This is a genomic window from Pirellulales bacterium (assembly GCA_036499395.1).
Lineage (GTDB): Bacteria > Planctomycetota > Planctomycetia > Pirellulales > JACPPG01 > JACPPG01.
Window position 1 is genome coordinate 1 of the sequence record DASYDW010000004.1, and the last position, 15082, is coordinate 15082.

Genomic DNA, 15082 nt, shown 5'->3' on the forward strand with positions numbered 1-15082 from the left:
CGATCTTGATGCCGTCGGGCCGCTCGATCATATTGGCCGCGGTTGTGAAAAAAAACACCAGCGTAATGAACACAAAAATCCAAGGCGTCCGCGTCACCCAGTGCCCGGTACGCTGGCGATACAAATCGATTACCGTCGCCAGGCAAGCGCTCGAAATCAATACTAACACGCCAGTGGCATAGGCGCCCCCTTGGGCCCCGACGTCGGCCTCGAACATCCAAGTGACGAACAGATTGATTGCCGTAAACAATACGACGAGCGGAAGCACCACTCGCGACCACTCGGGCGCCATGCCGTATCGTGGCAAGTATTGAGGTACCAGATTCAATAGCCCTGCCATTGCGCTGAGGCCGGCAAAACTCAGAATCAGAACCGTGCTCAAGTCGTAGATCGTTCCGAAAGTTTCGCCGAACATTGAATTGATCACGGCTGGCCCTTCGCCGTGCGCTAGGTAGGCCAGCGCGCGATCCGCAGCCGGCCCATTCTTGCGCAATGCGTCGGGCGGAATGAGTGTAGTGCTAACCAGAGACGAGGCTAGTAAATAGATCGACATGATCACGGCTGCTGTGATCAGAAGCTTGCGCGTGTTGCGAATCCGGCCGCGCGGGTTTTCAGTGGTGTCATCGGGATGGCCGATAATCAAGGGCATGACGGCCACCCCGGTCTCGAAGCCGCTTAACCCCAGCGCTAACTTGGGGAACAGTAGCAAGCTGATGGCCAAGATGGTCCACCCGCCTTTACCCGTGAGCGGGCTATTCTCCAAATACCAATTTCCCGCAACGACGTTTGAGTACCAGTCGTGCAAGTACTCGGGGTGGGCAAAAAGGTGTGTTAAACCGCTGCCGATAACCAGCACGTTCAAAATCAAATAGCCGCCGACAATGACTACGGCCAGGCCAATTGCCTCCTTGAATCCACGTATGAACGTGGCGCCCAGGATAACTAGTAACGTCATGGTCAGCCAGTTGCGCTGCTGAACTTCGGTCATTTCACGGATGAACGACGGAGCGTTCTGCCAGATGGGATTGTCCATCAAGTGTACGGCGGCGTCGGCTGCCGAAAGTGTCTTGGTGATGACGAAGTCGGTTGCGGCGAATCCCAATAGCGCCAGCACAATGGCCTTGCCTGTCCAGCCATGCATCAATCGTTCCAGGACGGCGATCGATCCTTGTCCGTTGGGCGAGCATGAAGCCACGTGCGCGTATACTGGCAGCGCACCAAAGAGTGTCACCACCACGAGCACGATGGTGGTCAAGGGCGCCAACAGCCCAGCCGCCTCGAACGCGATCGACGGCTGATAGGCCAGCGTGCTGAAATAATCGACACCCGTCAGGCACATCACCCACAGCCAAAATGTCTGATGGCGCGGCGGGTCAATTGCGATGCCGCCGGATGCGTCGGTCTTTTGTCGTTGGGGGCTGGCGGCCTCGGATTGAGGGGCGGGAGTGACATGCGCGCGTACACTCAGTGGGCGCGACGCAGACCGCTTGGGTGACCACATGTGCTACTCACCAGGCTCTATTGTCACGGTTTGGAACGGCCCGTACCGTCGCTCCGCCGGCGCCAATAGCGTTGGCCAGAAGGGAGTATCAAGCACCTCGGTGCAAATGTCTAGTAAATTCTGATCGCAGCATCGCGACGAGCCGACAAGGCGTGAAATGGTGAAGGGCGGCGCGTCGACGGAAACAGAGATGGGCTGGCAGCGCGCGACCGGCGAGCAAAATATGCAGCGCGTTGGTTACGCTCGGATAACCGCGGCTCGACAACGATTGAGTTGCAGCTCGGGCATCTTGGTTGTCAATGATGGGTTTGATTGGACTTCATATCCCGTCAAAGGCCGGTCAGCTCTTTGGCGGGGATTGGTCGCCGGTAGCCAAAGAAGCCGTGGAGTCGTATTACTTCAGCGACTTCGTTGGGCACGTGGTCACTCCATGAGGGATCGCCGGCTTTGATCTGAGCAATAACATCGCGCGAAAAAATCGACAGGTATTCAGGATTGTAATTCCCCAATTGCTCGATGCATCCGCGCTGAACCAAATACTCGAACAGGTTGCGCAGCTCCGGGGCCACCTTTAAGTTGTCGACAGTTGTCAGAGCTCCTGTTTGCCGGTCCATTAGCGGGTAGATATACAGCTTGAGATCATTCTTGAATAAGCGTCCAAACGATTCGAGAATTCCGCCGTCTAGCCGCGCGTAATACTTCTCGTCAAACAGGTCGCAAAGACTGCCGGCCCCCATAGTGATACCGATCTTCTCCTTCGTGTAACGGGCTAGATACGCTGCTAAGCGGTAGTACTCGAAGTAATCGGAAATAAGCACCGTTTTGCCGCAGGAGGCCAGCATATCGGCGCGGGCTAGAAAGTCGCGCAGGTCGATTGTGCCGCTCGTCTGCCCGCTGGCAGCCTGCAGGTTGTGCATCGTGATTTCCATCAGCGACACGACGGGCTTTCCCTCCACTTCGGGCTCGCGCGAAAACTTTTCGTGAGCCGAGCGAAGCATATCGACGTTGACGTGCGTTACCGGACGGAAACTTCCGCGTTCGACAAGGATCGGCTTCTTGTACAGCACTTCAGATGGTTGCAGCACTTCGCCCGTGGCCGAAAACATGGCCGCATTGCTAAGGCCCAATTGCACGAGTCGCAAGCTCATTACCCGGTTATCGACCTGCCGGAAGGCAATGCCCGAAAATTCGATCATGTCGATTTCGATGCGTCTCGTGCTGAGGTCGTCGAGCAGCGACTCGACAAGTTTGTCGGGCTCGTGATTGAGACAGAAGGCACCGTAGATGAGATTCACGCCTACTATTCCCAGCGCTTCCTGCTGCAGAGCATTTTCGGTGTCAAGCATCCGTACATGGAGGATGATTTGACTGTCCTGGTCGCGCGGATGCGCCTGGAAGCGGACACCCATCCAGCCATGGCATTCATTAGTGCCCTTGAAGTTTCTCGCCGAAACCGTATCAGCAAATGCAAAGAAGGAGGTCGTGTCACCTCGGCTCTCGCGCAATCGGCTAAGGTTCAGCTCGTGTTCATGGTCGAGCATCGATTCCAGCCGCTGCCGGCATACATACCTCTCGCATTCGCCATACACCGCATCACTTACGGCCATGTCGTAGGCGGACATACTCTTGGCGATCGTGCCTGCAGCACCGCCGACGCGAAAGAACCACCGCACCACCTCCTGTCCAGCGCCGATCTCGGCAAAGGTGCCGTAGCGGCGCAGGTCTAGGTTAATGCTCAGCGCCTTACGCTCGGTATTCGGATTATCGTTTGACATAGCGGCAAATGATTATGACAGAGGCGAAGGTGAAAAAACCAAAACGTGCAAGGCGATTGTGCGCTCGTCGGCTACGCGTGAGAAGCTAGGACCTGATCGGACGAGACCGTACTGTTTTGCAGATTTAGATACTCGCAATATTGAATGAGACCTGTCGAGAACTGTCAATCAGGAACTTTGCGGTACCCGCCAATTACGTCGCGGAAAAACGAATCATTTTCAGCAGTGTTTCTGTTACTCCGCCCTGAACGGGCTGCGGCCATCGAAAACTACGCACGAATATTTCCGAACGCTGAGCAGCTATCCTGACCCGAACATATATCTATAGGACTTTGAATCTTTACCCAACCGTTTGATCGCGAAATCACTCGACGGCGACTGGACCAATGGCACAAGTAACTACCCGTCCGGAAACGGCACGGCGGGAGGTGACTTCAACTTTGTGTTCAACGTGTTGCCGGGCGACGGCAATGGAGATGGAATTATCAACTCGCAGGAACGACTGAGCCTGCCGTCGACGACGAACTGGTTGAACTCCTTGCGGCACATGCTGGCGCGTGATGCGTGCCGTTGCAGAAGGGCAGATGAGCCGATGCTCAAGCTGCAATCGTGATTGCGGGTCGCTAGGATAAGCCCATTAAATGCCCTCGGTTTCAGCTTAGCCGCCGATTGGATGGGGGCGCGGTCTTCGCGAACGATCGAAACTCACGCTTATCCCCGAATCCAAGGGATGGAGCCTTGCAAGAACTGCGGGGAGACTCCCCAGCGTACTTCAGGCAACGGAAGGGGGCGTGATTCCCAGCATCGCGTACGAATCGCGGCACTCATAAAACCAACGTTTGATGATGCAGTGCGCGCGTCAGAAAGTCATCCCATACCTGGTAGAAGCACCAAAAGAAATCGACACGCCGTGCAGTGCCAACAGGTATGCTTTCCATCGGAGCCCGAGCCGCCCCGCTGCCAGCCAATCAGTCCTAGTCGCTGTCACCCGTTCGCCAATTGACGAGCACTAGCGGGCGAGCGGGTCGGCCAAAATTAAAGCCGTCCCAGCAGCTCCACTTTTTTTGTCGTAAAATCTTCGTCCGTTATAAAACCTTTCGCCTTCAACTCGCCCAGGCGTTCAATGGCATCCAGGATGCCGGAGTGAGACATTGAACCCACGCTTTGCGCTGCTGCCGGGACCGAACCCTGCACAAGCGGCTGCGTGGTCGGCATTGCCTGTGCTGCCGGCATTGACTGGGTTGACTGACCATTGCGCAATACAACCGGCAGGCTTCCCAAGTTCACCGTGCCGTATTGGCTACTGAAGGCGATCGAACCGCCTTGGCCTTGCTGCTGAGAAAAACCGCCAATCTGGTGATCGAGCGTGTCGTAGACCCAAACATCGCCACCCGTTTTGACCGCCAGGCGCCGCGCGACAGCAAAGTAGGCGTACCGAACGTTGTTCTGTACGCCGGTTGCGTTTGGCGAGCCGAACTCAGAGGGCCACCAGTTGTCATTCGGATCGGGAACGAACAGGCTGGAATTGCCTAAAGATGCACCGCTCGTTTGGTTTTGGTGTCCGCTGCCACTCTGGCTTTGGGACTGGAAACTACCTGACTGCAGCAAGCCGGGTTGATTGGCAAGGATGTTGGAGATGTCATAGCACAGGCCGTCAACGCGACCCTTGAGTGAGTAGTTGAACATGTCGCCAAGCATAAGCATGCCACCCTGCATCCATTGGCCCGAGCCGCCGAATTCAGGATGGCTGAACTGGGCCATTCGTCCATTGCCGTTGAGGACGGCGAACAGCATGTGAGTGACCGCATCGACGCTAAAGCCATACCGCTGGGCCAAGTCATTCGCAATGCGTTGCCCTTCGGGGGTAAGTTGTTGCATTTTCGGTTTTTCTGGGTCTGGGCGCTGCCGTCCAAGAACCCGGCTAACGTCGTGATTATTGATCGGTAGAAATGACTTTGCATCGGGTCTCAGCTTAGCAAATGACGCCGGCCGCGAAAGTGGCGTCGGGGAGGTCTGTCGCGCCTCTTTACCTCACACCGCGTTTGCTCCCTCGGCTGTGTCATCAAGTCATACGTAAGCTGGTACTCCCGAAATACCACCGTTATTTGAGACGGATGACGGCCCCTGGTACGGCATGGATAAGTTAGATCATGAGCCGATGGGACAACGGTCCAACTACGTAAGGAGGGCGTTTCCTGAGCGGGTTCCCCCCTTCGAAGGGGCCTCGGTCGGTAATGGAACGATTAACCCCTCCTAGGGGTATTCTCTTGGAAATGACGGTGAAAAACTCTTGATCTGTGTCTTCCCATTCTTCCTCGCGTAAGCAAGTTTGCACGATTTGCCGGCATCGGCGAGCGAGTGCGAACCCGGTTCTTGGAAGAGGTGATCGACTTTGAGATGATGATTCAGAGCGGCGCGACGTAACTCCATCGAGTGGGTTCAAAGAGATAATTAGACGTGCTTGAAATTGACTGGGATGCTGAAGCAATCCGTGTGGCAAACTACCTAACGCGACACGTCGCCGAGATGCCCCGTGGCGCACTCCTTTGGCATCACGGAATCATCGTCGCCTTCGGCACGGACGATTATTCGAGAGACCAAAAGTCGCAGGAGGTAGTTCAGCTTTTAATGTCCATGCGATGGGTCTAAATCCCTCGCCGTCAGGCGAACCCTTGAGGTTTTTCGGTTTGCTATGATCGGGTGATGGAAAAGTACCGGACTGGTTCGCATAGTCGCTTCGACCTGAAGTACCATTTCGTGTGGATCACGAAGTATCGCAAACCTCTTCTGGTCGATGCGGTGGGTGTTCGACTCCGCGAATTAGTGCGAGAGATCTGTCGTACCAACGAGCTAGAGATCCTGGAAGGATCGGTGTCTCGCGATCATGTGCATGTGCTATTGTCTTGCCCGCCGAACGTGTCGCCGAGCAAGATAATGCAGTACATCAAAGGTAAAAGCTCCCGCAAGCTGCTGATGGAGTTCCGGCACTTGCAAAAGGCGTTCTGGGGACGGCATTTGTGGGCCCGCGGCTACTTTGTGGCGTCCAGCGGCAACGTGACAGACGAGGTGATTCAAGAATACATCCGCCAACAGGACGGCACCGAGCCGGACGACGGCGGCGATAATTTCCGCATTACCAAATCGTGAGCGGAGGACTTCCAGTCCGGAGTTCACGATTCTCCTTCAACCTACCGGCTTCCAGCCGGTAGTAGTTCAGTCAAGACGCGAAAGAACCAGGTACGAAACGTGGAGTCACCGCGAAACTTCTGCCAGCCGCGTGCCACACGCAGCAAGGCATCTTGAACCAGATCCTCAGCGGCCTCCCGATCTGCCGTCAGGCGCACGGCAAACCGTAGTGCTGCCGGCATATGCTCCTGAGCCAGTCGGTCAAGCTCGGAGGAGTCCGCCACGAGTCGCCTCTTGTTGCTCCCTCGCGCTATTGGGGCGCTCGTCTCTTGAATTAGACGCCTGACTCGCGCAGCCTCTCAAAGACAAAATCAAGAATAGTTACAGTACTTCCTGGCGGGCGGCGTTGCGGCCAATGCAACGCAGGGTCTGCGAGAGGGGGTGGCGAACGCTGCCGTGAGCGCTCAATTGGCTGGCAGCATAGGGCGTGGCTTTGGACCGCCGCTAGCCCCCCGGTATTTCGCGGCCGTGAGGGTCCTTTTGCGCATCACTGAGATCGGCCACGATCTGCTCCTGCAGACGGGAGTCGATGAAGTGCTCCATTCGTTCGGCCGGATCGTGGACATGGTCCGGCGGCAGGCCGAGATGCTCGACCAGGTAAGCCTCCCACAGGCGGTGTGAGCGCACCAATTCGGCCGCGCGCTGCCGACCGCGATCGGTCAGTTCCAGCTTGCCTTCGATTCGGGCCACGTCGCGCCGTCTCAGCAGAGACCACAGGCCGGCATCGCCCAGCATGCCTGCGCCAATGGCTTTGGCGGCCTCGTGCGGGCTGAGGCGGCGCTGGACGTGCAGTTCTTCCAGCCGATAGAGCATGGCGAGCAAATCTTCGCGCGCGATGCGCAAAGATATCTGCAAATTGCGCAGAAACGCAGCCAGGATTCCGTATCGTGGCGAGGCGACCGCCGCCGTGAAGTAGCAGCCCCCTGCGACGACCGCCATTGGGCCAGCGGCCGAGACGTTCCAGGCGATCGAAAGGAAGTACCCCAGCACGGCCGACACGACTGCCACGAGTGACGCGAGGAGCATCATGGTTTTCAAACGATCGGTGAGCAAGTGGGCCGTTGCGCCGGGCACGATCAGCATGGCGATCACGAGGATCGAACCAACCTGTTCGAACGAGGCCACGGTCGTCAGGGCCACGAGCGCCATTAGCAAGTAGAAGAGCCGCTCGGCGTTGATGCCCATTGTCGTGGCGAGCGCGGGATCGAACGAGCTGATTTTCAACTCTTTCCAAAGCACGACGATGACGGCGATGTTCAATAGGAGAACTGGCAGGATCGAAACCAGGGCGCGAGGCACTTCGTAGCCCCACAAAGGAACCGTGTAGAACTCGACGAGGTCGATCTGCCCGTACAGGACGCAATCCGGATCGAGGTCGACACCCTGGCCATATCGCTTGATGAGGATTACGCCCAGTGCGAACAACGAGGTGAAGACCACGCCGATCGACGCGTCGGCCGATACGTTTCCTTGGCGATGAATGGTCTGCGTCAAAAACGTCGTCAGTAGGCCCACGGCCAGCGCGCCGGCAAACATATACACAATGTTCAAGCTGCCGGCCGCAATAAAAGCCACGACCAGGCCCGGCAAGACGGCGTGCGATAGCGCATCACCGAGCAAACTCATCCGGCGCAGCACCAGATAGCAGCCCAAGAGGGCGCAGGCCACGTTAGTGAGCGACGCAATGCCGATGACCAGGAGGGCATCCTGCACCTGCGCGTCGAGCGTGTGAAACCAGCTAACCACCCGTGCGCTCCTGTGCCGGGGAGCGTGGGTCGGCGGCGCCGGGAAGATCATGCGGTGAGACGGGCACGGTCCCCGGCGTTGTTTGTAACTTGCCAGCGGCTGCTAGTTGGGCCTCCAGACTTTCGACCATTTGCGGCGTCAGGAAGTGCTCGATGGAATCGGCATCGCGGTCGACGTGATCGGGTGCTATGTCCGCACCGGAGATCAAAAACATCTCCCACAAACGGTGCGCACGCACGAATCGCTCGGCCTGCGCTTGACCGGCGCTGGTTAGTCGGGCGCCTGCGGGCGTGTATTCGATCAGGCCGGCATTTTTTCCCCATCGCGCCAAACGGTGAACGCTCGCGGCCGTCCAGGAGCGCTCTTCGACGAGTTGCTGCCAGCCAATCGACGGGCGGTCCGGCAGCGCCGATTCCGACAGCTCATACAGTGAGCGAAGCAGGTTCTCGCGGCCGATGCGGCTGCGGACTCCGACGATTCGCGCCAGGCGAGCGATTGCACCCCGTTGCGGCGCGAACAGCATCGAGATTACGAACAACGCGGTGCCGCAAAGCACGATCACCGGTCCGGTGGGCAGGTTACGCGTGTTATGCCCAAAGGCGAGTGGATCGAATCCCAAGAGCCCTTCCAACATGCCGGCTGAAATCAGGGTTCCCCCGATTCCAGAAGCCGCGCCGATCAAACCGGCGATCAGCAACATGGTCCCCAGCCGGTTTGTCCAAAAGCGCGCCGCGGCTCCCGGGATAATCAGCATCGCCGCCATCAACACGACGCCGACGGTCGGCAGGCCGACGACCGTCACCAGGGCCAGCACGCCCATCATGGCCATATCGAGGGCTAGCGTCGGCCAGCCTTGCGCGCGAGCGAATCCAGGGTCGAAGCTGAAAACCTGAAACTCCTTGTACAACAGCGCGACCAATATCAGGCAGGCGGCCGAGACCACAGCTATGAACCACACGTCCTCGCGCGTCATGCCGGCCGCCTGGCCGTAGATATAGGTCTGCAGGCCCGCCTTGCTGCTGGCGGTGGGGAGATTTTGAATGACACTCGATAGCACGACTCCCGCGCCAAAAAAAGTGCTCAATACGATGCCGATCGCGGCATCTTCCTTGGTGCGGGTGTAACGGCAGACGAGTGTCACCAAAGCAACGCCCATCAATCCAGTGACAAAGGCGCCGGACAGCATGAGGCTGAACTGCCAGTTTCCGGCTTCGGACGATGTACCGAAAAGCCGACGGGCGAGCGGCTGATATCCGATCAGCAGAAATGCCGCACACAATCCGGGTAGCGCCGCATGCGCGAGCAAGTCACCGACCAATGCCCGGCGGCGTAGCACAGCGAAGCTCCCGACGATCGCGGCAATGGCGCCCAGCAACGATGTGCCGAGCATGACCAACAGCGTGTTCGAGAGTGCCATCACCGCGGCCGTTCTCCCAAGCGCACGGCCTCGGCGGCTTCGTCCAGGATCGTGAGGCGACCGCCATACGTCTGCTGCAGATTCTGCTTCGTAAAAGTCGTCGCTGTCGGGCCTGCCGCCACCAGACGCAAATTGAGCAGAATGACGAAGTCGAAGTAGTTGCGTACCGTTTGCAACTCGTGGTGTACGACGAATACGGTCTTGCCGCTATTGCGCAACGTTTGCAAAAGCGCGACGATGGCCTGTTCGGTCGAGGCGTCCACGCCTGCAAAGGGCTCATCCATGAAATAGATCTGCGCATCTTGGGCAAGCGCTCGCGCCAAAAAGATGCGCTGTTGCTGTCCACCAGAAAGCTGTTGGATCTGACGATCCGCCAGGCCGGCCATGCCGACTTGATCCAGGCATTCCAGCGCGACGCGCCGTTCGGCGGCACCCGGTCGACGAAACCATCCCAATCGGCCATAGGTTCCCATCATCACCACATCGAGCGCGGTTACGGGAAAGTCCCAGTCGACGGTTTCTCGTTGCGGTACGTATCCGACCAGATGACGCTGTTGGGCATAGGGACGTCCGTAGATGCGCACCTTCCCGCTTGCCAAAGGGGTCAGACCCAGCACGGCTTTGATGAACGTGCTTTTTCCTGCTCCATTGGGCCCAATGATGCCGATCAATTGTCCCTCAGGGGCGACCAGGTCAATGTCCCATAACACCGGTTTGCGGTGATAGGCGACCGTCATGTCATGCACTTCCAACGGTGGGACGGTGGACGCAGTGTCCGTCAGTGGCACATGAGCGATTCTGGGAGACGCGGCGTTTTCCTCGGCATCTCGTTTCATCGTAAGGCCCCGACGATCTGATCGACGTTGTATTGGATCATGCCGATATAGCTTCCCTCGGGCGTTCCGGCCGGGCCCATGGCGTCCGAATACAACTCCCCTCCCAATGCCAACTCGTGGCCGGCCGCGTCGCATCCCTGAATCAGGCTGCGGATGTTTTTCGAAGGCACACTGGTTTCGATGAATACTGCTTTGACGTGGCGCGCGACGAGCATCTGTACCAACTCGTTGATGGCTCCTAAATCGGCCTCGTCGGCAGTGCTGATCCCTTGCAGGCCGTGTACTTCAACGTCGTAGGCGCGGCCGAAATAACCAAATGCGTCATGCGCCGTGACGAGCACGCGCCGCTCGGCCGGGATTTCGGCCAGCCGGCGACGTATCTGCTGATCTAAGGCACGCAAATCGGCGATGTACGCATCGGCATGGCGGCGATAGTCGTCCGCATGGGCGGGATCGACCTCGATCAGTTTTCGCGCCGCGTAGTCCGCACAATCGGCCCACAAACCAACATCGAACCAAAGGTGCGGATCGTAGCTGGCAGCGAATTCCGGGGCCCGCCTGAGCCGGTCGGGTGAATATTCGCGGATCTCGTCACTGACGGCGAACGTGGGTTTGCGCTCCGAGAATTTCTCGAGCACGTCGGCCAATCGTCCTTCCAGGTGCAACCCGCTATAGAAAATGACCGTGGCCCGCTTCAGCAAGCGAATATCGCCCGGGGTCGCCTTATAGAGATGCGGATCGACCCCTGGCCCCATCAAGGTGCGCACCTCGACATGCTCGCCGCCGAGGTGGGCGATCATATCTCCCACTTGGCCGGTGGTGCAGACGACGCGAATTCGCTGATCATCCGTTCCGAAGTCGGCAAAATCCGTACACCCGGAAGTTGCCAGCATGCACAGCGTGAGAACGACGATGATGAGACGCGTCACAAAAGCTCCCTACGATTCGCACGATCGCTTGCATCGTGGACCATGGATTCGCCAGGGAATTATGCGGTGAAGAACCGTTTTATTCAATGGGAGAAAAATAAAATTTTGATTAATCAAAAAATGAATTCGGGCGGAGTCGACTTTCCTTGTCCTGCGGAAGGATCGCATTTCCTCTGGTATGCCGGTTGTCCGGGGTGGCGACGGGTAAGTGCCGAGTGCGATCAGCAACGAGCCGATGATGCTATTTGTCGCGGGCTGGAATTTCGTAGATGATCAGGCGCAGTGCATCAAGAGCGATACCAACGAGTTGCGAGAATTTGACCGGTCTGCGATCCAGGGATACGATGTCTGGAGCGGGCGGGTGTTGTGCGATCCTGGAAGTCGAACGCCGCAGGGGCTAGCCCCATGTTGGGACTGACCTATTTCAAGCGTTTCCGGATGGAGATTGATCTCGACCGGGACCTGCCTGCGCCTGAAGTGGCGTTGGGATATCGACTCGTTCCCTGGCGCAGCGATCTGCTGTCGGCCCATGCCGAGGCGAAGTTTCTAAGCTTCCGCAACGGCATCGACGCCAACGTCTTTCCCTGCCTGGGTGAGCATGACGGCTGTCAGCGGCTAATGCGCGAAATCAGCTTGAAGGATGGATTTCTTCCCGGCGCGACGTGGCTCGCGGCCACCGATGGATTTGATCAACCGCTGGAGTATTGCGGAACGATCCAAGGGATTCGCGACCGATCGGGCCTGGGGGCGATTCAGAATCTTGGCATCACACCGGAGCATCGCAGCCAGGGACTCGGGCGAGCGTTAATGCTGGCCGCTCTGGCCGGATTTCGCGCGGCGGGACTGAGGCGCGCGTATCTCGAAGTGACGGCGCAAAACGATGGTGCGATTCGGCTCTACCGGCGCATCGGATTTCACAAGGCGCGGACCGTCTATAAAGCCGTCGAAAGCCCGTCGGTCGGCGCGCGATAGTTCGTCAGCGCGCGCGGGGCCAGTACGGTTGCCATTCTCGTTGGGTACGGCTAGGCTCTAGCTTCTTGCTGGGGATTTCGAGGGCTCTACCGCTCGCTGCATTTTTATTTGCGGTCGGCGTATTCACTTCACTCGGACGGCCGGGCGCGCAAGCGTCATTGACGGAGAAATAGCGCGTGAGCGAGCCGATACTGACGCACACCCTGAAAAACGGACTGGTTCTGCTCGGCGAGCCGATGGAGGGGGTCGAGTCGGCCGCCTTTTCGATACGTGTACCCGCCGGGACGGCCTATGAACCGGAAGAGTACGCCGGCCTGAGTACCATGAGCTGCGAACTGGCATTGCGCGGGGCTGGCGACCGCGACAGCCGGCAGTTCGTCACGGATCTGGATAATTTGGGCGTCGAACGTGATGCCAATGTGTCCGACGCCCATACCGGATTCAGCGGCGCGACGCTCGCGCGCAATCTTTTTCCGGCGCTTTCGATCTATGCGGACGTGCTGCGACGGCCTCGACTACCGGCCGATCAGGTCTCGGCTTCGCGGGCCGTGGTGCTGCATGAACTGAGTTCGATCGAAGATGACCCGGCGCAGAAGGTGATGCTCGAATTACGGCGACGCCACTTCCCTTCGCCCTGGGGGCGCCCCAGCCAAGGGCGTGAAGAATCGGTCGAGGCGATCGAGTTGACGCAGATCAAAGAGCACGTCAAGCGCCACTATCGCCCCAATGGAGCGATCATCAGTGTGGCCGGCCGGTTCGACTGGAACGCCGTTCGCGACCATATCGCCGGGCTTTACGAAGATTGGTCCGAGCAGCCAGCCACGGAGCCCACGCTCGGTAAATCCGGCACACGGATCGAACACTTGGAGCAGGAATCGAATCAAACGCAAATCGGTATCGCGTACAGCAGCGTCCCTTACCGCGACCCTGATTACTTTCAGGCCTGGGGGTCGGTGGGCGTGCTGTCCGGCGGCATGAGTTGCCGGCTGTTCACCGAGGTTCGCGAGAAGCGAGGTTTGTGCTACAGCGTTTATGCTTCGCACCAGTCGCTGCGCGATCGGGCCGCCGTGCTTTGTTATGCCGGCACGAGCGCCGAGCGCGCCCAGGAAACGCTAGACGTCACGCTCGGGGAATTGATCCGGCTGAGTAAGGGAATCGAGACCGAAGAGTTGTCCCGGTTGAAGGCGCGCATCAAAAGCGGGCTGGTTATGCAGCAGGAATCGACCTCGGCACGCAGCGCCGCGATCGCCCGCGATTGGTACTACCTGGGCCGGGTGCGGACACTCGACGAGGTGGCGGCCCTGGTCGATGGCTTATCGCGAGACAGCATCAACGCCTTCTTGTCAGAGCATCCGCCGCAGGATTTCACGATCGTTACGCTGGGACCAAAACCCCTGGAGGTGCCCGTTGGAGTTTCGTGAGCATGTGCTGCCCAATGGATTGGAAGTGGTCGCTGAGTGCAACGATCGCGCGCACTCGCTGGCGCTGGGCTTCTTCGTGAAGACCGGCGCGCGCGACGAATCGGCCGACGTGGCCGGTGTCAGCCACTTTCTGGAACACATGTTGTTCAAAGGAACGGCGCGCCGCTCGGCCGATGACGTCAACCGTGAATTCGACGAGATGGGGGCCCACTACAATGCCTTTACTAGCGAAGAGAAGACGGTTTACTACGCTGCGGTATTGCCAGAATTTCAAGGGCAGGCGCTCGAGCTGTTGGCCGACATCATGCGGCCCGCCTTGCGCGAAGCGGACTTTACCACCGAAAAGCAGGTCATCCTGGAAGAGATCCAGATGTACCAGGATCAGCCGCCGTTCGGCATGGACGATCGATGCAAGGCAATTCATTTCGGCGATCATCCGCTTGGGCATAGCGTGCTGGGGACGCTCGAGAGCGTCGGCCAGTTGCCCGTGACCGCGATGCGCGAGTATTTCACGAAGCGGTATTGCCCGACGAACATTGCGCTCGTCGCCTCGGGACGGGTGGACTTCGACGCGCTGGTGAAATCGGCAGAACAGAGCTGCGGCGCTTGGGAACGTGCTACCGCCCCGCGCAATATTGCCCCGGCCGGGGCAAAGTGTGTTTTCGAACGCGTGGTCAAGGATGGCGTGACTCAGCAATACGTTATTCAACTTGCCAATGGCCCAAGTGCTACACAGAAAGAACGATTCGCCGCCAAGCTGCTGGCCACGATCCTGGGGGACGATTCCGGGAGTCGATTGTTCTGGACGTTGGTCGACCCTGGCCTGGCCGAACATGCCAGCATTGGCCATTACGACTATCAGGGCACCGGCATGTACATGACCTATTTAAGCTGCGCGCCCGACGGCGCCACGGAAAACCTGCAGACGGTGCTCGACATGTACCGGGAAGTCGAAAAGCACGGTGTCACCGAGCAAGAGCTCGATCAGGCCAAAAGCAAAATCAACTCGCGCGTTGTTCTCTCCAGTGAGCGTCCCCGCGGCCGATTGTTCAACGTCGGCGCCAATTGGATGCATCGGCACGAATACCGCTCGGTGCGTGACGATCTCGCCACGGTCGACGCGGTGACCACGGACGAAATCGCCGCGGTGCTCAAGCAGTTTCCGCTGACGAAGAGCACAACCGTGACGGTGGGACCGGCCGCTGACGTGGCTCAGCCGCAGTAGCACGCGCGATCGCTTTGCGGAGAGATTGATTGCGTTGCTTCTCCGCCCGGCAGAGATGATCGGCCGGGCTATCT

General features: G+C 58.5%; 13 protein-coding genes. 5 read left to right on the forward strand and 8 right to left on the reverse strand.

The annotated features are described in order from the left end of the window. A partial coding sequence (locus VGN12_00565) for a hypothetical protein (GenBank protein ID HEY4307916.1) occupies window positions 1–1501 on the reverse strand: 1501 nt, incomplete at its 3' end. Window positions 1502–1830: 329 nt separating this feature from the next. Next, on the reverse strand, window positions 1831–3276 hold the full coding sequence (locus VGN12_00570; GenBank protein HEY4307917.1) for a TonB-dependent receptor: 1446 nt from the start codon (window positions 3274–3276) through the stop codon (window positions 1831–1833). Between the two features lie 352 nt (window positions 3277–3628). On the opposite strand from VGN12_00570, the gene VGN12_00575 reads away from it, so the two are divergent. Continuing rightward, entirely contained in the window at window positions 3629–3889 is a 261-nt protein-coding gene (locus VGN12_00575; GenBank protein HEY4307918.1) for a hypothetical protein, read from the forward strand. A 422-nt stretch (window positions 3890–4311) separates the two neighbouring features. Here the strand turns inward: VGN12_00575 and VGN12_00580 are convergent, their stop codons facing one another. Next, entirely contained in the window at window positions 4312–5154 is an 843-nt protein-coding gene (locus VGN12_00580) for an SHOCT domain-containing protein (GenBank protein HEY4307919.1), read from the reverse strand. 825 nt (window positions 5155–5979) lie between these two features. On the opposite strand from VGN12_00580, the gene tnpA reads away from it, so the two are divergent. Further along, window positions 5980–6423 (forward strand): IS200/IS605 family transposase, encoded by a 444-nt coding sequence (tnpA, locus tag VGN12_00585; GenBank protein ID HEY4307920.1) that lies wholly within the window; start codon window positions 5980–5982, stop codon window positions 6421–6423. Window positions 6424–6464: 41 nt separating this feature from the next. Here the strand turns inward: tnpA and VGN12_00590 are convergent, their stop codons facing one another. From VGN12_00590 to VGN12_00610, 5 genes are all read right to left on the reverse strand, one after another. Then, a complete protein-coding gene (locus VGN12_00590) occupies window positions 6465–6686 on the reverse strand; it encodes a sigma-70 family RNA polymerase sigma factor (protein ID HEY4307921.1) in 222 nt (73 codons plus the stop codon). 220 nt (window positions 6687–6906) lie between these two features. Next, on the reverse strand, window positions 6907–8208 hold the full coding sequence (locus VGN12_00595) for a metal ABC transporter permease (protein HEY4307922.1): 1302 nt from the start codon (window positions 8206–8208) through the stop codon (window positions 6907–6909). Next, window positions 8201–9625: an iron chelate uptake ABC transporter family permease subunit gene (locus VGN12_00600; protein HEY4307923.1), complete on the reverse strand. Its 1425-nt coding sequence runs from the start codon at window positions 9623–9625 to the stop codon at window positions 8201–8203. Before VGN12_00600 ends, VGN12_00595 begins: the two co-directional genes overlap by 8 nt. Further along, the gene (locus VGN12_00605) at window positions 9625–10461 is read right to left on the reverse strand and encodes a metal ABC transporter ATP-binding protein (GenBank protein HEY4307924.1); all 837 of its coding nucleotides are present in this window, start codon (window positions 10459–10461) and stop codon (window positions 9625–9627) included. The genes VGN12_00600 and VGN12_00605 overlap by 1 nt, the downstream gene beginning before the upstream one ends. After that, on the reverse strand, window positions 10458–11390 hold the full coding sequence (locus VGN12_00610; GenBank protein HEY4307925.1) for a zinc ABC transporter substrate-binding protein: 933 nt from the start codon (window positions 11388–11390) through the stop codon (window positions 10458–10460). The genes VGN12_00605 and VGN12_00610 overlap by 4 nt, the downstream gene beginning before the upstream one ends. Before the next feature lie 405 nt (window positions 11391–11795). On the opposite strand from VGN12_00610, the gene VGN12_00615 reads away from it, so the two are divergent. The 3 genes from VGN12_00615 (at window position 11796) to VGN12_00625 (ending at window position 15008) form a co-directional block, all read left to right on the forward strand. After that, window positions 11796–12362 carry an N-acetyltransferase gene (locus VGN12_00615; GenBank protein ID HEY4307926.1) on the forward strand — a complete coding sequence of 189 codons (567 nt, stop codon included), beginning with the start codon at window positions 11796–11798 and terminating at the stop codon, window positions 12360–12362. 176 nt (window positions 12363–12538) lie between these two features. Next, the gene (locus VGN12_00620; protein ID HEY4307927.1) at window positions 12539–13783 is read left to right on the forward strand and encodes a pitrilysin family protein; all 1245 of its coding nucleotides are present in this window, start codon (window positions 12539–12541) and stop codon (window positions 13781–13783) included. Continuing rightward, window positions 13770–15008, forward strand: a complete 1239-nt coding sequence (locus VGN12_00625) for a pitrilysin family protein (GenBank protein ID HEY4307928.1) — start codon at window positions 13770–13772, stop codon at window positions 15006–15008. The genes VGN12_00620 and VGN12_00625 overlap by 14 nt, the downstream gene beginning before the upstream one ends. The last annotated feature ends 74 nt before the right edge of the window (window positions 15009–15082 follow it).

Coding starts and splice junctions, on each gene's coding strand:
- VGN12_00570 (HEY4307917.1), bottom strand. CDS start 3,276: ATGTCAAACGATAATCCGAATACCGAGCGTAAGGCGCTGAGCATTAAC.
- VGN12_00580 (HEY4307919.1), bottom strand. CDS start 5,154: ATGCAACAACTTACCCCCGAAGGGCAACGCATTGCGAATGACTTGGCC.
- tnpA (HEY4307920.1), top strand. CDS start 5,980: ATGGAAAAGTACCGGACTGGTTCGCATAGTCGCTTCGACCTGAAGTAC.
- VGN12_00600 (HEY4307923.1), bottom strand. CDS start 9,625: ATGGCACTCTCGAACACGCTGTTGGTCATGCTCGGCACATCGTTGCTG.
- VGN12_00605 (HEY4307924.1), bottom strand. CDS start 10,461: ATGAAACGAGATGCCGAGGAAAACGCCGCGTCTCCCAGAATCGCTCAT.
- VGN12_00615 (HEY4307926.1), top strand. CDS start 11,796: ATGTTGGGACTGACCTATTTCAAGCGTTTCCGGATGGAGATTGATCTC.